Origin of the sequence: Brevibacillus sp. BD137 (assembly GCF_041644655.1) — a bacterium.
Taxonomy (GTDB): Bacteria; Bacillota; Bacilli; order Brevibacillales; family Brevibacillaceae; genus Brevibacillus; species Brevibacillus brevis_D.
Map to the genome: position 1 here is coordinate 655,040 of NZ_JAOTNO010000001.1, position 19,132 is coordinate 674,171.

17 protein-coding genes and 2 pseudogenes are annotated in these 19,132 nt (G+C 41.7%); 6 read left to right on the plus strand and 13 right to left on the minus strand.

The features are described from left to right. Positions 1–9 precede the first annotated feature (9 nt). From ODZ53_RS03180 to ODZ53_RS03195, 4 genes are all read right to left on the minus strand, one after another. Complete coding sequence (locus ODZ53_RS03180; protein WP_372675886.1) at positions 10–825, minus strand: methyltransferase domain-containing protein; 816 nt, start codon at positions 823–825, stop codon at positions 10–12. A gap of 21 nt (positions 826–846) precedes the next feature. Next, entirely contained in the window at positions 847–1,635 is a 789-nt protein-coding gene (locus tag ODZ53_RS03185; RefSeq protein WP_372675887.1) for an alpha/beta hydrolase, read from the minus strand. A gap of 38 nt (positions 1,636–1,673) precedes the next feature. Next, complete coding sequence (fabD, locus tag ODZ53_RS03190; protein ID WP_372675888.1) at positions 1,674–4,976, minus strand: ACP S-malonyltransferase; 3,303 nt, start codon at positions 4,974–4,976, stop codon at positions 1,674–1,676. Positions 4,977–5,061: 85 nt separating this feature from the next. Continuing rightward, a complete protein-coding gene (locus ODZ53_RS03195) occupies positions 5,062–5,910 on the minus strand; it encodes a 4'-phosphopantetheinyl transferase family protein (RefSeq protein ID WP_372675889.1) in 849 nt (282 codons plus the stop codon). 285 nt (positions 5,911–6,195) lie between these two features. On the opposite strand from ODZ53_RS03195, the gene loaP reads away from it, so the two are divergent. From loaP to ODZ53_RS03215, 4 genes are all read left to right on the plus strand, one after another. After that, positions 6,196–6,729: an antiterminator LoaP gene (gene loaP, locus ODZ53_RS03200; protein WP_372675890.1), complete on the plus strand. Its 534-nt coding sequence runs from the start codon at positions 6,196–6,198 to the stop codon at positions 6,727–6,729. A gap of 196 nt (positions 6,730–6,925) precedes the next feature. Beyond that, a complete protein-coding gene (locus ODZ53_RS03205; protein ID WP_372675891.1) occupies positions 6,926–7,756 on the plus strand; it encodes a lipase family protein in 831 nt (276 codons plus the stop codon). Positions 7,757–7,794: 38 nt separating this feature from the next. Continuing rightward, a complete protein-coding gene (locus ODZ53_RS03210; protein ID WP_372675892.1) occupies positions 7,795–8,613 on the plus strand; it encodes a lipase family protein in 819 nt (272 codons plus the stop codon). Between the two features lie 160 nt (positions 8,614–8,773). Then, positions 8,774–9,187 (plus strand): hypothetical protein, encoded by a 414-nt coding sequence (locus ODZ53_RS03215; RefSeq protein ID WP_372675893.1) that lies wholly within the window; start codon positions 8,774–8,776, stop codon positions 9,185–9,187. Between the two features lie 253 nt (positions 9,188–9,440). Here ODZ53_RS03215 and ODZ53_RS03220 read toward each other — a convergent pair whose 3' ends face one another. The 3 genes from ODZ53_RS03220 to ODZ53_RS03230 are packed head-to-tail and all read right to left on the minus strand — an operon-like array spanning position 9,441 to position 10,750. Then, positions 9,441–9,575 (minus strand): cyclic lactone autoinducer peptide, encoded by a 135-nt coding sequence (locus ODZ53_RS03220; protein ID WP_015892250.1) that lies wholly within the window; start codon positions 9,573–9,575, stop codon positions 9,441–9,443. Continuing rightward, positions 9,565–10,101, minus strand: a complete 537-nt coding sequence (locus tag ODZ53_RS03225; RefSeq protein WP_015892251.1) for an accessory gene regulator ArgB-like protein — start codon at positions 10,099–10,101, stop codon at positions 9,565–9,567. Before ODZ53_RS03225 ends, ODZ53_RS03220 begins: the two co-directional genes overlap by 11 nt. After that, entirely contained in the window at positions 10,094–10,750 is a 657-nt protein-coding gene (locus tag ODZ53_RS03230) for a hypothetical protein (protein ID WP_372675894.1), read from the minus strand. The genes ODZ53_RS03225 and ODZ53_RS03230 overlap by 8 nt, the downstream gene beginning before the upstream one ends. Positions 10,751–11,044: 294 nt before the next feature. On the opposite strand from ODZ53_RS03230, the pseudogene ODZ53_RS03235 reads away from it, so the two are divergent. Then, positions 11,045–11,380 (plus strand): annotated as a pseudogene (locus ODZ53_RS03235) (YdhK family protein); the annotation flags it as partial. Between the two features lie 413 nt (positions 11,381–11,793). Continuing rightward, the gene (locus ODZ53_RS03240) at positions 11,794–12,699 is read left to right on the plus strand and encodes a hypothetical protein (protein ID WP_372675895.1); all 906 of its coding nucleotides are present in this window, start codon (positions 11,794–11,796) and stop codon (positions 12,697–12,699) included. Positions 12,700–12,844: 145 nt separating this feature from the next. On the opposite strand, the gene ODZ53_RS03245 is transcribed toward ODZ53_RS03240, so the two are convergent. From ODZ53_RS03245 to ODZ53_RS03270, 6 genes and pseudogenes are all read right to left on the minus strand, one after another. Beyond that, positions 12,845–13,072: an EndoU domain-containing protein gene (locus tag ODZ53_RS03245; protein ID WP_372675896.1), complete on the minus strand. Its 228-nt coding sequence runs from the start codon at positions 13,070–13,072 to the stop codon at positions 12,845–12,847. A 613-nt stretch (positions 13,073–13,685) separates the two neighbouring features. Beyond that, the gene (locus tag ODZ53_RS03250; RefSeq protein WP_372675897.1) at positions 13,686–14,198 is read right to left on the minus strand and encodes a DNA polymerase III; all 513 of its coding nucleotides are present in this window, start codon (positions 14,196–14,198) and stop codon (positions 13,686–13,688) included. Between the two features lie 821 nt (positions 14,199–15,019). Further along, positions 15,020–15,439, minus strand: a pseudogene (locus tag ODZ53_RS03255) (DUF4280 domain-containing protein); the annotation flags it as partial. Positions 15,440–16,001: 562 nt separating this feature from the next. After that, a complete protein-coding gene (locus ODZ53_RS03260; RefSeq protein ID WP_372675898.1) occupies positions 16,002–16,253 on the minus strand; it encodes a hypothetical protein in 252 nt (83 codons plus the stop codon). A 356-nt stretch (positions 16,254–16,609) separates the two neighbouring features. Next, positions 16,610–17,026, minus strand: a complete 417-nt coding sequence (locus tag ODZ53_RS03265; RefSeq protein WP_372675899.1) for a hypothetical protein — start codon at positions 17,024–17,026, stop codon at positions 16,610–16,612. A gap of 719 nt (positions 17,027–17,745) precedes the next feature. Further along, entirely contained in the window at positions 17,746–18,642 is an 897-nt protein-coding gene (locus ODZ53_RS03270; RefSeq protein ID WP_372675900.1) for a hypothetical protein, read from the minus strand. Positions 18,643–19,132: the final 490 nt, after the last annotated feature.

A 19,132-nucleotide genomic window follows, 5' to 3' on the forward strand; every position in this document is an offset into this window, starting at 1 on the left:
CCCCGATCTCTACAACGATTTCTCACCAACAGCCATGTAAAGCTGTCTGAGAATAGAATGTCCTTCCGTATTCAGCATGTTTCGCCATGCCACAGATAACTTGCCCAACGCCTTGCTCGATAAATAACCGTCACGCACCAGCTGCACAGGAATGCCTACACCCTCCGACTTTAGAAACATTTCGTACCCGAGTAGCTCACTATGAGCGCAAATAACTTCAAAATCTATTTTTCCAAGTCCGCCTTGCTTGAGCACCGTTGGCAGTTCACGACCGATTTTCGGGTTGCCGCCTTCCGCATAGCGTGCCGCACAGTAGGCATCATACAGCTCTCTCAATTCTGGTACATGCGGGGTGGTCATAATGTGCATCTCGAAATCATTGTCGATGAATACCGCCCTGCCACCTGGCTTTAACAACCTCGCCACTTCACGAACCGCACCGACTGGGTCGGGCAAATGTTCCAAAACGAGGCGCGTAATGGCAAAATCATAGGAATCACTAGGTAAGCCCGTTTCCATAATCGATCCCGCGACGATCTCAAATCGATCCGAATGCTTTTGTGTCAAATAGTTTCTGGAATAATCAACGAGAAGAGGATCAAGCTCCAATCCCGTCACTCTGCCATTCGGAAATGCCTGCATGACCTTTTCCATCACGAATCCCGGGCCCGAGCCCAGCTCTATGACCGACATCCCATCTGTCAGACCAAACTCGCTATAATGCTTCAGCTCTTTCTCCCAAAACAACTCCACCTGCGATTTCAAGCGTTCTATTTCTACCTCAACATTCGTTGCAATGTTTGCGATTTGATAAGAACCTTCCATGTTTTTCCCTACCTCCGCCGTTCAGATATCGATTCGTTTTAAAAAAGCCAAAATCTCGCCAGCAACAGCTTCCCATTCAGGATCAAGCATCATATCATGACTGATATTTGGGAACAGAACGGGCTCAATTCCGTATGTTTTGCCAATTCCGCGCGTTGTTTTCTCAGAAATCATCCGATCCTGCTTAGAGCCGAGAACCAGCATCGGAGCTTTCGGACTGATGGTTTTGGGAACAATTTTTCCATTCATCTCGGTTCTTGCTTTCAGTGATTCAGGCTGCAGGAGCTTCACCCACTCGTCCTTTTTTTCCATCGGTAGCTCCTTGGAAAAAAAGACATTGGCAAGCAGTGAGGCATCTCTTTTTTCGTTATATGTAAACAGCTGCATAGCTTCTTTAAAGTTTTTGAACATCAATCGGAATAAGTCACGCATCCCGCCATGCGGAGGAATTGAGGCAACGAGAACGGTACCCGAGATGATATCTGGGTACTGATGCAAGATCTTTTGCACGATGCCTCCGCCCATGGAGTGCCCGATTAGCACTGGCTTGTTTTTTAGACGCCCGATCACTTCAAGAACATCATCCGTATAATCCTGTAGTGTGTAAGTATGAAGATTGTCAAAGCCGTCACTTTCACCGTGTCCACGAAGGCTCACCGCATAAGAAGAAAAACCTTTGTTCGCAAAATAAGGAAGGAAGTTTTTTTCCCAACACCATGCTCCATGACATGCTCCATGCACAAAAAGAAGAGGCGCTTCGTTAGAAACGCCCTGCGGATGGTATTCTACTAGTTCTAGTTCCAAATTCATTTTCGCCGTTCCTTTCTTATTTGAGAGTCATTCCTTCTTTACTTGCTCGAACCTGTTAAAGCGTGGATACGCTGATTCAAGAGGTTCGCTGTCTCCTTGAGCAACATTTCACCGATTTGATCAACGTGACGGTCTCTCCAGTTTTCAACAGCCGTTCCCTTTACCCATTGATTAAAAGAACCTAGCGCAGGGCCGCAGTAAATCTGATAATCGACTTTATAGCTTTCGGCTCCATCCAAGGCCCAGTCAAAACAGCGGTTAAAATACCATTTGAAAAGGAGCGCCATTTTGTATTTCGGCGTCCGTTCCGCTCTTTTCAGTTCCTGAGGCGGGCAAGTGATTTTCAGCTGTTCATACACCTCTTCAAAGCTGCGTTTAAAATACTTTTCCTGAAGCTGCTGCTTGGTTTTCTCATCGATTTCATCAAGCGAGTTGTATTGGCGATAGAGGTCGTGCAGTTTGTTCGCTCTCGCTGGAAAGAATAAGCCTTTTTTCAACACTTGAATTTTGGCTCCCATTTCAAACATTTCACCGGCTGGAGCATACTCTGTGTCTTGAACATTGGCTAACTGCAACGAATCCTTCACCGACTCGCTGGTCGCCGCCTCCACTGTGCACTGGTTAATCGAACCTGTCACAATATAATCCGCCCCAAGCATGAAAGCGACCGCTGCAGCTTCCGGAGTTCCAATGCCGCCCGCAGCCCCGATTCTGATCGGCTTACGGTATCCATACTTGTGCATCATGTTATCTCGGAGCCTGATCATTGCAGGCATCAAAGCAGAAGCTACACCGTGATCGGTATTTCCACCTGAATCGGCCTCCACCGTTAACTCATCCGCCATTGGGACTTCCCGTAACAGACTCGCTTCTTCCCTAGTAAGCTTTTGTTCTTGCAGCAATTTTTCTATCAAGTACTCAGGTGCGGGACTTAAAAAGGCTTCCGCTACCTCAGGCTGTGATACCTTGGCAAAAATTTTGTTTGCCGCCTCCACTTGCCCGTTCATCCCCCGTCTTAATCCCTTGGCCCGATAGATGATCAACGCAGGGGTAATCGCCATAAACGCAGATGCTTCAATCACTCTGACTTGATAAGCCAGATACAGCTCGACGGTTTTTTCTTCCATGGATGGGTCACTTGGATGATGCAACAAATTCATCCCATACGGCTCGCCTTGCTGTAGCTCACGTTGAATCTGTTGGATGGCTCGCTCGATTCTATCCAGCTGTAAGCCACCGCTCCCGAAAAAGCCCATCATCCCGGCTTTCCCCATTTTAATGACCAGCTTTTCCGAGGAAATTCCCTTGTACATCGCTCCTGCTAGATAGGGATATTTCAGATTGTAGCCCTGTTTAAATCGCTGATCTCCCAGCGAAAAAGCGGTAATCTCTCTTGGCTGCTCCATGTTGTTTGCTCTCTCTTCAGCCTGTACGGTGAAAGCAACCGGCTTTGCCTCTTGCACCATGCTTTCCTTCTCTTCTTCCCCTTCTATGATCAGCGGCTCTGCTTCATTTCGGATCGTAGTAACTAACTTGGTCAACACAGTACCAGGGCCGACTTCTTCTATTTCGTTTTCCCCCACAGCCAGAAGATATCGAATGGTGTCATTCCACTTCACTGGGTGTGTAATTTGTTCAACCAAATTTCGTTTCACATCGCGCTGTTTATAGGGTCTCGCGTGAACATTGGAAATCACCGGAATGGTCATATCAGAAAACGTAAACTGATTCAAATAGTCCTCAAAGCTCATCTTCGCATCACTCATGTAACGGGAATGAAATGCTCCGCTCACCTTTAGCGGTATGTATACTTTTACGCCCGCTTCCTGAAAAACAGGGTTGGCACGCTCGATATCTTCTTTCCGACCTGCTATCACAAATTGGGAGGGAGAATTGTGATTGGCAATATCAATGCTGGTCAAATGATTTTCATGTAATACCCGTTCCACTTGCTCCAAAGTAAACCCGATCACAGCCGCCATCCCTCCACCGACGGCCAGACTCATCAACTCGCCTCTTTTTTTCACCAAATGCAGCCCTGTCTCAAAATCAAACACTCCTGATGCAAAAAGCGCATTGTACTCACCCAGGCTGTGCCCCGCCACGTAGTCAGGCTTTTTCCCGGTTTCCTCCACTTTCTTCAGGTAGCTAAGCGCATTGACCACATACAGAGCAGGCTGGGTAAATTGCGTTTTACCTAATTGCTTGTCTGGATCATGCAAACATAGTTCTTTGATGGAATAACCTAATATCTGATCGGCTTTGGCTGTTATTTCTGGAAACTCATCAAAAAGAGAGCCCCCCATTCCTTTTATTTGGGAGCCCTGCCCTGGGAAAACATATGTGGTCATTTTTCTGCCTTCCTTTCTATTGGTTTTCAAACTTTTATTTGAGAAAAGCTGCTTGATGCGCTCTACATTTTCTCCGTCCTTTTTAAAAGGCGTGATGATGGAATGGCATTCTGACTGAGAATCTTGCCTCAAATTTCGCTTTGTAAAATTACTCAAATTGCCTGCTGGTCCCAAATCCAAATAGATGTAGCTTTGCTGTTTCTCCAGCTCTTGGACAGCTTTTGGAAGCTGCATTGGTTTTCTTACCACTTGCCAAAAGTAGTCAGCTGGCAGCTCCTTCATGATTTCACCATGAACACTCGATACAAAGGGAATCTGGGGAATTCCAAATGATTTCTGTTTCAATACCTCCCGATAATGCGGTTCAGCCGGATCGATGTAAGAGGAGTGAAACGCATATGATACAGGTAGTCGTTGACAAATAATCCCTTTGCCTTTGACGTAATCCTCCATGCGTTGTAGCTGATGACTGCTCCCGGCAATGACAAAATGCGAATGAAAATTCACTGCTACCAACTCACTATTTCGATGCAAGATCGGCTCTTGGTCATACAAATCGGGATTGTGGAGAATCGCAAGCATACTCCCTTTCTGACAATACGCTTCGTAAAGGGTGGCTTGTTCAACCACGAGTTGCAGCAATTCTTCCACAGGCATGATTTCAGACACTGCCGCCGCCACAAACTCCCCCAAACTGCTCCCCAGACAATAGTCGGGCTTTATTCCGCTTTCCATGAGAACCTGGGCCAGAGCGTATTCCACCATAAAAATAGCGGGATGCGTATAAAGGGTGCGATCAAATATATCGTCTCGTCGCTTCGTGTCATCGTATAACTGGGCAAGGACAGACTCCCCGATCAGGGAATGTACCTTTTCATCTAACCGAAGCATCCATTTGCGAAATATTGGATTCTGATCAAAAAGGTCTTTCCCCATCTGATAGTACTGCGACCCTTGTCCAGAAAACATAAACACTACAGGCTTTTCCATGTATGATGCACCCCTTGTTTCTATGAAAGGTTTTTATAAAGAAAACTCCCCACAGCCTGGTCAACTGACCGCTTATGGGGAATTTTTATCCATGATTTATCATCGATTGTTCTATCTCCTGTAGTACATCCTTTACTACAGCAGCACTCCACTCTGTTTTTTTCGGATAGGTGATCGAACACACATAGTCACCTAGGATGTAAGAGGCAGTACGGTATTGAGGAAAGTTTTCAAATAGACTATACACAACCCCATCCCTTATCTCCACTTGGCTTATTTCATAGATATGAAAAGAAGTTGTTAAACCAGTCTTCAAAACTTTGGATAACGCTTCCTTGACTGTCCAGAAAAGAGTGAGCGTCGTTTCATAGGAATAAGGCAAGCAGGACAACAAGCTGCTCTCCTTCACAGTCATTTGCGTCTCCAGAACTTTATTTCTATCAACGCTAATTCTCTCAACATCAATCCCCATCGGTAGCTCCTCCGAAAAAGCAATAGCGGCTGCAAGATCATCACAGTGAGTGATACTCACTTGGAGATTGGCTGGATTCGGTAGGTTTACGACAGGATGATGAAAAATGCCCTGTTCAATCCATATTCGATCTAAACTGTCTTCTCCAGTCAAAAACGAAATGGCTCTTTTGGCGACATATCTCCCTGTCAGGTAGCTTTTTACTCTCCGTTCATACTCCAGATGAAAATAGTACTCGAATTCTTTTGGGTGTAGGAATTTAACTATTTTTAAAAAATCTACAGGAACAGAAAAGTAGCCCATGCACAAACTAGCACGAAACTCTCTATCTGTACCCGTAATAACGAATTCATTCGTAAAGGTCTGTGGAAATACATGCAATCCAATCTCCGCCTTCTCTCGTTCTACGTCTATGCCAAAGGGCAGAGCTTCCCCGGTTCGTGGGTAAATAGTTCTACACACTACCGTTTCTCCGTATGACCTCTCTCATTCCTTTAACGTGCCGAAACATCGATTAAATTCCCTGAGAGATTTTACTTTCGATAAGAAGCTGATGTAGCTAACTCTTTCTATTTATACTGAATCTTACAACAACCGCATTTATTGCATAACACGAAGTAATTGGATATATTTAGTATAATACCACAATTTTTGTGAATTTATCTACTCAATCATTCCTATTTTTGGAAAGGTAGTAAGCACTCCAGATACTTACGAATCCACTTCATAATGAAAGGATTGCTCATCTTGAAATGGTATGCCATCTTTGTAGAATCCGGTAAAGAAGAAGTCGTTCAAAAGTACCTCAGACTCTATTTTAATGAGCAGTCGTTAAAATCCATTGTGCCGAAGAGATTGGTACCTGAGAAAAAGTCAGGCATTGTGTATAACGTCCTGAAGAACTTTTTTCCTGGATATGTACTTATTAAGACTGAAATGACTAACGAAATGTTCCATAAAATCAAAAAAATTCCTAGGAACTTGCGTTTGGTCAATAACGGAAGTTACTATACGCAAGACGAGGGCGCTTATTATTCGAGCATTGATGAAAAAGAAATCACCCCGATACTCCAACTCATGGGGAACGGTGAGGTTGTCGATTATTCAAAAGTATATCTAGAAAATTCAAAGGTGATCGTAGAATCTGGTCCCCTCAAAGGACTGGAAGGCATTATCAAAAAAGTGGACAAGCACAAAAACAGGGCTAAAATATTTTTAACCTTCATGGGAGTAGAGAAAACAATTGATGTGGGAATTGAAATTCTCTCAAAACCTTTGTAATTGGGGAGCGTCGCGTACGCGCCCTCTTTTTATTTTCTTCATACAAGCACGCATTCCGTCGTAAAAACATAGGCTCATGGTAAGTAACATTCGAATAGGATTGCCCTGCTTTCATTTGGGAAGGACAAACAAAAGTTCGATGTACGATCTTAAAAGTGTTTGTTCCTTATTCTTGTTTGGAAAGGAATTTGTCTACATGGTTTTCTCGGACGAAGACAACATGTTTACTAGTCAGGCTGCCATTTTCCTTGCAGCCATGAGCTATCAGACTTATTTACTATTTTTTGAAGGCGAGCTTATCTTACCCAAAGGTTTTCAACTCCGATACACCATTCGAGCTTCTGCTGACGTAGAGAATCCAACTGAACATATGTATGGCTTTGTAGCAGAATCAAAAGATCAAATCATCATTGCCTTCAGAGGGTACGCAGCCTATCCGGCAGACCTTTTAGCAGCCTATGACATCCTACAAATTACCTATCCTTTTGTTACAGATGCAGGGAAAACCTCACGTGGATTTACTTGCCTGTATCAGTCAACACGCGATCGATTACTCAGAAAAATAAAACCGTTTTCCGAAACAAAAAAGCTGATTATCACTGGACACAACTACGGTGGCGCTCTGGCTGTGCTGGCAGCTTTAGATATAGCGGTAAACACGCCGTTTAGACATCCAATCGTTTATACCTATGGCAGTCCGCGTATTGGTGACCCCCACTTCGCTTCACGGTTCAATAAAGTCGTTGCCAATAGTCTTCGCATTGCCAATGTTCACGACCCTTTTCCTTCCTTCCCCGACCAAAAATATCCACCTCCTTTTACCCAGGAAGGTATCTATTATCAACATGTAAAAAACAAGTTTCCGATCTCGTTTCAACTGAATAATACCCCTCGCAACGATAGTATCGCCTACTATTTTCATAGCCTCACTCAGTTTGACCCTGATTACGCCCAAACACTCTGTGTGGAAAATCCGGGGTTTTGTCCCGATACCGATACGTGTATTCCGTTTCAAGGCAAATGCTAGCTTTTACAGCCTTGAAACCGAGAAAGGGAGACACATGAATGATCGATCGTATTTATAACAGCGAAGATGCCATTTTACTTGCGGCCATGATCCATCAGGCCTATCTGCTTTTTGAAACAGATTCACTTGTCTTGCCACAAGGGTATCGTCAGCGCTCTGCGATTCGAGCATTGGCTGGTGTCGAGACGCCGGAGCCCGAGGTATTTGGTTTTGTAGCCGAGTCACCAGACAGTATCGTTGTTGCTCTTCGGGGAACACGCACGTTTAACGACAATGAGTCAGATCAGGATTTGTATCAAGTCCCCTATCATTTTGTCAGAAAGGCAGGAAAGACCCACCGTGGGTTTACTTGCATGTACCAATCCGCGCGAGATGAATTGATTCGGGAGTTGAGCAAGCTTCCTAGATCGAAAAGACTATTTGTTGCGGGGCACAGTTTAGGGGGAGGGTTGGCCGCACTTGCCGGCTTGGATATTGCCGTGAATACGAAGTTTACGCGACCTTTTGTGTATACGTATGGGAGCCCTCGTGTCGGAGATCCTGTCTTTGCTTCGCGATTTAATGAGACGGTAAAGAACAGTGTTCGGATCGTGAATGTTCATGATATTATTCCGACTTTGCCTTCCAAGGTGTACCCTCCTCCGTTTACGAAAAAAGGGTTGTACTACCAGCATGTCGATCGGAAGCATTTGTTGGATTTTCAGTTGAATAGCTTAGCTGTAAGGAATCATGAAATTGTTTGTTATTTTAAGTTTCTGGCGCAGGAGGACCCTGGATTTACGGAGAGGTTGTGCTTGGAGAATGAGGGGTTTTGTCCAGATACGGGGATGTGTGTGCCATTTTTAGGGGGATGTTGATTCCATTGAATCACTCTCTTTTTTTATGTCCTGCTTATCACGCCGTGAGAGTAATCTTTGAAAAACTTATTGATAATCATTTTCAGCGAGATTATAATGGTTGTAATTTCCAAATATTTACTTTCGCTCATGAATGAGCAAAAAAGGAGGCATTACGATTATGAAAAAAGTTATTTTAGCAGGGGCATTAGGGATTGCAGTACTTTCGGGTGTATCTTTGCCAGGAGTGGAAGTCTCAAAAGCTAGCGCAGCAACAACGGCTTTAGACATGCAAGAGGTTACGAAATACTATTCTCTGAGTTCATACGAAGTGACGCAAAAAGAATCTTTTTCGCTGAAAAAGGGAGAAGAACTTACGATATTTGTAAACAATTCAGGATTCCCAATCTCTTATACCGTCTTTGATGCGGATAATCAAGTGATTGGTACATACCCCGCAAATTCACCTTACGGACGCGTCTTCCAAGCAGAAAAAGACGGCAATATTTCTGTACAATTTCAAGCCGGAGCGAATTCTTCCTATATGAAGAAAATGAATTTTACAGCTAAATTCGCTCTTTCCAAGCTTCATTAAGCGTTAAGAGAAAGGGGCTGTCTCAAAAGTCGATTTTCCGACTAAACGACAGTCCCCTTTGATTCAAAAAAATAAGAAAACCCCTTTTCTACCAAGGGGTTGAGATAATTGGTAACGCTCTGAAAGAAGCAGTCTATAAGTACTATACCATCTCTTACTAAAGTTAGGATTCACAAAAGCTCAATGAGGCAACCATTTTTCCCCTTTCGATATGAAGATCGAGTGAGAAATGGTCTGTGTCGTTCATTGCTTCTTATTTCTTTAGTTCTTCTGGAATTTCAGGTTTTCCCACGAAACCGAAGGATGCTGTAGATACTGCCAGTACTGCAACAAATGAAGCAATTGCTGAAACATGTTTCGCTACGAACATCATCGCTTTATTTTTCATCTTTTCCACCTCCTTTCAGTGGAATTAGCGTCAGTGCTTGCACAAAAAAGGTCTTAACCAGTGTCTCGCTTTCTATGAAAAATAATAAACTGACGATGAGAATTGAGATGATCTTGAGGAGCAAAGTCTGATTCTGTTTGAATAGTCGTGATTGCATTTCCATATCTTGCGGAGCAAAAAGTGCTACTAGAACTACTGTGATGATAATAATCGGGGTGATAAAATCAGTAGGAAGGGTAATGAGAGGGATGAATACCGCTCCCGAAATACTTGTTATGGTGCAGTAAACAGACGATGAATAGTGAAATCCTCCTGAAAATTGGCGTAGTACTAAAAATCCGGCCAATGTGAGTAATGTTCCTTGAAATGTCCCTATGATGAGGGAAAGGGTAAGGCTAATCGTAATGATGAGCAGCATGTTGATGATAAGGATTAGCCCAAATTTCATGGTAGGAACTGACTTCGTTTCATGTGGATTGATCGACTTTAGTTGTATGGCTATTCTTTCAGCAAGAGTTTCAATCATATTCCCCATCCCTTTTTATAGCCAACCATGCCAGTATTGTGATTCCGATTGCCATCCCAAAGAAAATCCACACTAAGGAACCAATTCCATATGTACTTGCTAATTTAAACAGGACCGTTATCAATACACCTGTTACAATGATTAGTGATAAAATCACCATGTTGACTCTGTGGTAAAGAGAGAAAGGCGCTCCGTCTCTGACGAATGTAAATTGTAGTTTACATTTCCGAAGCCCGTAGCATAATGCAAAGGTGAGTACTGCGGAGATTGTCTGGAATATGAACCCGGTGTTGATGGTTCGATCCTCTAACGATTCAATTGTCTCTAAGGTTCCTATGACGGTCAGGAAAAACACTTCCATCATCTGAATCCCCAAGTAGATTCCTGCTGTTATAATGGTCATTAAGGCAGCATGTCCCCAATTCACGTTCCATACCAGGATTAATGCCCCAAAGATTATGACGACTTGGGCTATGGTTGCATAGTCTCCATATGGCGTAAATTGTCGTAGCCCAAACGAGAAAAGCATTAATACCAGACTCACAAAAAGAATTCGGTTGATATGCGCCAAAAAACCAAACCGAAATAGCGTAGTCATAAGAGCAAATATTGCAAGGTATTCCAATGTTGAAAATAGGACAAACAGCATGGAACTTTTTCACCTCAATTACTTATATGAGGGTTATATTCTACTAGAAACGACAGATTCCTGCTTGTTTTTACCAAATTTGACATTTAAGAGACCGTAGTTATTGAACCCAAAACAAAAACCGCCCGGTTCTGTACCCGAGCGGCTTATTCATTGTGCGTAGCCTTGTATATACAACTCGTCGTCCCGGTAGCCCTTGAATACTCCACTGTACAACATCACAGACTAAAGGCGTTGAATCAAGAATATGAGCCACAAGGAAATAACTTTAAAAATAGAGGTGATGTACTCTAAATGAAAAAGAAACTGATATTTCTTAGCGTCGCCATATTTATTGCATTAGTTGGATATGGAACTGGAACAAGCCAACAGTCTGTTGCAAACATGAACCATTTAGACATGAACCATTCTAGTTCAAGTGAAGTTCCTAAAGGGTTAAAAGAAGCAGAGAATCCAGCCTACGCCGTTGGAAGTCAAGCATTTATCCAAGCTGACCATATGCCAGGTATGAAAGGCGCAGTAGCGACGATCGTGGGTGCCTTTGATACGACAGCATATGCTGTTTCGTATACTCCAACAACAGGTGGACAACCCGTAAAAAATCATAAATGGGTAACAGAAAGTGAGCTTTCAAAGATTCAAGAATAGGTTAACAACATAATTACTTATTTGGTTCATGAATGGCAGCTGTTTCTGGAGCTATGTTCCAGTTAATAGCTGCTTTTTTCCGCGATTAACGATCAACCGAGCATCATACTTTCCCCAGTGAAACTGCGTCCCGTTCTCGTCATACCACCGAACAGAACCTGACTTTCCTGTCAAAGACACATCATCGACGCCCCCATGGTTCAAATGCTTACACTGGCTTCGCAATGCCTTATAAAGATTGCTTTTTTACCAAAACACCATTTTCTTATGGTATGTATTCACGTATTTCAGTTTAGATCCATACTATGAAAGCTAAGCTAATCGACAACGTTTGTAAGAAGTTGTTCGCGAAGAGATTCTATACCTAAAAGTAATGGAACCAAGGAGAGGATGGAATGTATAAAAGCTTCCTCAACAAAGTGATTTTCACTCTCTGCTTCGTCTTTATGAGTTTGATCCCTTTCGTCACAAGTGAAGCTGGAGTGTCTTCTACTGCCAGTGCTACGAATGCCTGCAATCTCCCGAACTACCCGACCCCCCTCTGCACCGGCGTGCCAGTCGGTACAGTGCTTACTACCATTAACGGTGACTACACAGTAAAGACCAACAACGAAGTGATTGACAAAAAGCATATTACCGGAGACTTAATCATTAAGGCAGCTAATGTTGTCATAAAAAATTCTCAAATCGATGGTGTGGTTACTAATGAAATCGGTGGAATCTTTTACGGCCCATTTACGATAACCGATTCTACGGTTGGGCCGCCTACTGGCTGTGTAATAGGTGTAGGCGTTGGAGACAGTAACTATACTGCGATTCGTGTCCGTATCCGCGGCATTGACGATGGGTTCCGTATTAGTCAGCCTGGAAATGTCATTGTACGAGATTCCTACTACAAAGGATGCGTTCCAAATGTCCCTGACCCTCACCCTGACGGTATCCAATCTGTTTGCGAAACTACATGCTCTAATATCTTGGTTACACACAATACGTTTGATCAAAGGGGAATGAGCAAGGTGAACTCCCCCATCTTCATAGTCGACCCTCTTGTCAGAAATGTTACCGTTAATAATAATTTGATTGGTGGTGGCACTTACAGTCTGCAGCTCGAATGGGGCGGCGGTTCTAAATGGAACGTGAGCGGAAACAAGATCATTTATAATTCTTGGAAATATGCCCCTGCCTCTATGGAAGGAACCTGCAGTAATATTAACTGGGTGAGCGGAAATGCCTCCGTCACAATTAACCAAAACTATCAAATTACTAGCACCGTGACGAACTATACCTCCTGCATTGATTGAGGTTCTTCTTTGTAATTGGAGCAGCGTTCATTTTTCATCGTAGCAATTGTTGTGTCATGCTTCGCTGACTGATTTTATAAGTGGATACTCGAAAACATCCCGCTTCCTTTCGTCTCATGAAATAAAAAAATAGACCGTGATCGGCCTATAGCTCAACTTGCACACCATCAACGCTGCCTCTGTGCAATGTTGCTCCATCTCTTGTACGCTCACCAATCTTTGGAGTATCTCCTATTCCGGCGATGCTATCAATTATTTTTTCATCTGACCATGATTCAGGGAAAAGCGTACTCGTCTTGATTTGCAAAAGATTACCATCCGGAAATTGAGCTGTAAATTTAACTTTCTTTGTTCCATCAGCATTAAGTGACATATCTTCGACGGCATACATTAGGATGGGAAATTGTAATTTCTGGAGACTTCCCTCATTTTTAGCAGGGTCTTTACGTTGACCTTAAAGTATTTTTCCTTTCATCTCGCCGGTGATTATAGGTCTATAAGCTTGTCGCGTCCCCTTCTTTCCCTTCTTTAGTGCATTCACTATATCCTGACATTTTTACTTCTCCCTAACGTCAGTGCATGTACGGCAAGCCCACTGATTGCAAGTGTATCCTCAAGATCGATATCCTCATCCAGCAATGTATCTAAGTCTTCTTTCATTGTCTCGATTTGCTCGATTAATTCTTACTGTTTAACCGAACAACCTCGCTTATGTGCTTGCAGTATTCGTCAGTCGTTAGCTTGGAAAAACCTGACTTACGAAAGTATTTTCAACACTATGTCCTTCACCTACCATTTCAACAAAAGAGCCGACCGGTACTTTACCCGAGCGGCTTATTCATCGTGCGTAGCCTTCTTATAGAGCGTCAACCTTTCAAATCATCATAATTAAGTGCTCTTCATGAAGAACAAAGGTTATGTTAGGGATTGTAAGATGAAGGACTCATTCGGCACTGGGTAGCCCTACCAAGCCAAATAATCACAGTTTACGATTTTTCTTCACACACTCGAATAATCTCTTTAGGTATTGACTCAAACACTAATATCTCTGGTTTTGGATAAGGTCTTTTTAGCAAGTATTCTTGAAGTGTCATCATGCTATCCCAATACAACTTAATCCAATGCTCAATGCTTTTTCCCGTGTCAAAGTTCAAGGCTTCTTCATCAAAATCCTTGAAATCATCGTAGAACGCTTGATCATAGATAGAAATAGATATCTCACTATCAAATACGAGAATTTTATCCGTAAACACAGGAAAACAAAACGACTTAAAGAAGCGATTAGATATATCAACACCTATAGATTCTTTAAAATTAACCCAATCCGGGATACCAAAAGGTCTCAAACTTTCAGTCTTTTCATTTTTTACTCTACCACCGTTACTATAACGATTATTAGACTTTGTAAAGTATTGTATTCCTTCTTGCATGACTTGTTCTTCCGAAACAAAATGTGCGTGATTTTCAGGTAAATAAGCATGATACAACAATAAACTCACTTTCTCTCACCCACTCATTCTTTATTTCTTGGCACATAAGGGAAATGTGAACTTCTGGTAGGGTCATCTAGATGTTCAAAAACTCTGTGACTTCCCGTTGGAGTATCAGGTGTACTGATGTTTCCGTCAAATTCTTTATAATACTTGGTGATCCGGTTTGGATTCGGATTATTTGGATTTGGCCAGTTTGAAAATGCCTTATCCGAATTAGTCATTGTTTCTAGCCTTAATTTCTCTACATCAACATCTTTCCCATATTGTGACCTATTAGGGGTAGAGGGTCTACTTGGGTCATACAGGTGCTTTTCAGAATGTGGATTGACAAAATCTTTGGGATTGCTTCCCCCACCGGGTTTTGTAGGAACAGGGGCTTTGCCCGTCCCCTTCTTTCCCTTCCTCAACGCATTCACTATATCCTTAACATTTTTACTTCTCCCCAACGTCAGTGCATGTACAGCAAGCCCGCTGATTGCAAGTGCATCTTCGAGATTGATATCCTCATCCCGCAACGTATCCAAGTCTTCTTGCATTGGCTCGATAAAGCCTTCCTTTACAAACACTTCAATACCCTTTGGTAAATCCTCCGCTGCCTTTTTCAAACCTTTTGGCAAATCATTAGCAGCTTTCTCTAAAGCCCCTGGCAGTTCACTTGCCGCTTTTTGCATCGCAGCTGGAACGTCTCCCAGCATCGAGATTCCTTTGACGAAACTGTCCCACATGCCGGGCTTTTCCTGCGGCTTTTCGCAAGCTGGTCCTTGTCCAAAACCAGCAGTAGACGACTCGCTATTTGTTGACGACTGATTTCCTATCGTCACACCACCCAAATCCTGCCCGTCATCTTCTATCTTGATCTGCCCACAATAAAAACACATATTTGTTGATTTATTATGCAATGCAGGATGACCACCGACCATTTTGTCCGCTTTCCCATCTATCCATGGCATTGTTGTCAGAGGTATGCACGGCATTGGCGTAAGTACAACGTTGTTAGCTGCCGTGGCTGAAGCGACTGTGGGATTTTGTAAGCTGCTGCACTTTCCAAAGGGCATGATATTTACATTTGGAACAAAATCCATGATGTTCATTTGCGGCTTTCCTTTTACAAAAACACCATGGCTGAACGGCATTTTCAGCCGACTCTGTTTACTTCCGTTGCTGCAAGATAAAATAGCTCCCACAACCACGTAGCTCTTGCGTTCCGCACTTGATTGATGGATGTTGATACCTTCAATATTGGGCATTCAGTCTCCTCCTCTCTGTAAAGGATTCAATACAGATGGAAGACTCATGGTGATCGATATGCTAGATATCCAATCTATATGTAAAAAGGAAATAATACCCACATTTTGAGGTATCGGATGTAGAATGATTACGAGCGATAGGTATAAAGTTACAAATACACCTTTATGTACAAAAAAACCACCTTATTCGGTTTTGAGTCTGCCCTGCTCGATATACCTGCAACATGGATTAAAATAAACGAATATTGCCATGTGGTGCCAAAAATGCAAAAAGAGGCTGCTGATAACTTCGAGAGAAAGCTGAAATGCTTTTGTTGAATCAAGGTGAAAAATAATCAAGCGGTAACCACCTCTTAGGGGGGTATGTAATTAGGGAGAATGGTTGAGGGCATAAAAAAACCTTGTTTCTCAAAGGTTTTAACAAATGTTTTTATAAGTGGATACTAGAAAACATCCCGGTTCCTTTCGTCTCAAGCAACAAAATAAAAATTGACCGTGATCGGCCTATTTTCTCTTCACCAGACAAAAGCTTTCGGTAAATCTTTTGATGGACACACTCTGCTTATTTGACAATTACTTTGATGGTTTTGAGATAAACTCCGTACTGATCATATTGATACAGATAATCCGTTCCCCTAGACAATCCTGCCACCAATTTATACTCAAAGGTGCCTTTATCATAATCGAGCCAGACATGCTTTCCCTCCTTTAATGCATACGAGTAGCCCGGATACGTTTCCAAGTAAATCACTTGGGCCATGCCGATTTCGATGAGCTCGATCTCCTGCTGTTCTACCATAGCTTCATTTTTCAAAATAAGAAAAACCCCTTGTCTCCGAAGGGGTTTGAGCGAGATTCATGTCATATAGTGATATACAGAATATTTAAGAAAATCTACATTTTTCAAGGCCCGAACCTGTGATCATGATAGAAAGCATCTCATTAATTATAATAGGAATAACTAATTTTTCAATTATACACAACGATAAAGTTAGTTAATTTAGTTATTAACCTTAGAGAAACGGACAACGTATATACCAGAGTTGTCCGTTTCTTATGCATGATAACAGCACTAATAAAACTGCAATTTGATTCTATGTCATGATAATGAAACAAAAAAGCTGTCGAGAAACTCGACAACCTGCTGAACTGGACGCTTATTTAAAACCATCAACGGAAATTTAGAAATATAACTGTTTCGCCTCTTTCCCCTCTAACTTCTACCGAGTTTGATACAGCTAAGACATTATTGTTTTGATCTACAGCATAAGCTTGTATTCTATATAGTTTTCCAATTCTTAAACTATAGATTTTTGAGCTAGTTGAGTACGAAGTACCAGTCGCATCTTCATATCCATCGGTTACATTATAACGAACCCACTTATATCTATCTGCACCTGAAACATAGCTAAATCGCACGTCAATATCTTGATACTCTTCCTCATAAGAAGATGTTGATGAATCGCTAAGTGATTTAGATTGAGCGCTTGAAGTAGGTACATGTGCTTTTTGTCCCTCTTGTGCAAACGCAGGTGTTGCTGAGGTCAACAATGCCAGTGTTGCTAAACTAGTAATAAACTTCTTCATTCTAACCACTCCTCTATTTTCTATGTGCACGATGTAAAGTAGCTTTCATTGGACAATTACAATATATACCAATCCATTATTTATGTAAATATATGTAATTATTACATTTTTGTTACAATTCCTTATTCCGAAATATTGTTTTAAGTAATTTATCGCAACAAAAAGAAAAGACTGCACTCGGCAGTCTACTTGCTTTCACATATGAACCATACACCACCAGAAGATTTAGCAAGTACATCAATAATGCTTACAATACAACCAGATTGGTGTCATTACTTGGCGTAATAATGAGTCCTTCCCTTCATCATCCTCTTTGGCAGTCTCACAGTAAGTAACGTTTCCCCAATAGCGATTAGGGTATATGTGATCCGCTTTAGAGTGAATAGAGTAGATATTGATTTCACCTTTGCATTGATTGTCTGTTGCACATAGTCCCATGCAACGCATATGCCACTATTTTTTGTATTATTAACCTCTCTCAATCGCCAGAACATCGCCCAGTACATAAAGTCCAACTAGATACTCATCCTCTTCAATCATTTCTAATGACAGTGGCATCACATTGAAAGCAACAAAACTCTTCTCGTAAATAAGTACAGGGAGTTTTTGAGACGTTAATAATCCAATAATCTTATTTAGGCTCTCTTCGCTTTTCTCTACTCGTACAATTTCTATTCATTTTAGGGTGAAACATAATATCCTCCCATTAAAATGATATGTTATTTTTCGAGGTATCTCGTTAAAGTCCAACCACTTACAACTGCTCCATCCTCCATGAATTCAACAAAAGACCAGTCTTTTCTTCTTCTTAAAACAACCACTTCCTGCTCTTTTTCAAGAATTGAGATTGTTTTAGAACGATTTTTTGCAATTTCCTTAACTTCAAGATTATCAATCCTTACATACCTAAAGCAGGTCGATTTTTTCCCAAGCATTAATGAAAAGAACATGGTCGTGTCTACTGATGGTAAGGGAAATTGGAGGTCGCCAGTATTAGAATAATTAGTCATCCCAAATATTATTAGATAATTTACCAGCATCCCCAAAAACCACACTAAAACTTGCTTTGCCCATTCTGGTTTTTCTGTTGAAGAGTCTATCTCGTCATTAATTTTGTTCAACTTTTCTTCTGTGGTCAAGTCAGGACTATAAAACCCTAAATTATGCAACTCCACATTTAAAGTAGCATTTAAGAAATCAAATGACGGCATACCTGCGTTCCTAATGGCGTCAAATGCTGAAGAATAGTTAGAAATTGAGCGAAACGCCTCGTGTGGATATGATGTTAAGTCTACGAACGACTTAGTATCAATACTTGTAAAAAGTTCAACATTACGCATTAAATCACTATACACATCATTATTAAGAAAAGATGAGTTTAAAAGATGGTTGCTTTTAAAACCTAAAGATTCAAAATCAAAACCTTGTATACCTCTGCCACCAAACATCTCGGAGATCTCTAAAGATTGTTGGAAGGCATCGTCCAGTTTAGGCGCCATTGCAGTGAAATTCTGTATCATTTTCTGATGTTCAAAGATCCAATCAAATCCAGTAAATACGTCATGTGAAACCAATAAATTTGAACGGATCAGATCAAGGTCTTTAATTTTCACCATTCTAATACCGCCTCGCTTTTTAATCAAATTTACTTTTTCATCGCATAATCAATCACTGCATTAAGATCCCTGTCCTCAACAATCCAATCATCACCTTCTTGGATGTAAAACACATCACCAAGAGTCCATTGTCTGATCGTGTATCCATTTACATGTTTGACGAAAGTGTTCATTGCGTCATCTTTTCCAATGAATTCTTGTTTTTATTCGGATTCAACCTTCCAAGCTGGAAAGAATTCTTTTGTCTTTTTCTTTCTTCTGTAGTGCGGAAACATGAGCTGTTCTCTAGTAAATACGTCAACTCCACTGACTGAAATAAACGCAACACTATAGCTAAAATCCTCTCGGTGGAAAATATATCCCCACTGGTTGAAGTATCAGAATTGGAATCTTTCACTTCTACAAGTCTCCCAATTAAGTCAACACGTTTCTTTTGTTCTTCTGCCTTCTCAATAACTCACTGCCTAATTGCCTCATAATCTTTTTTAGG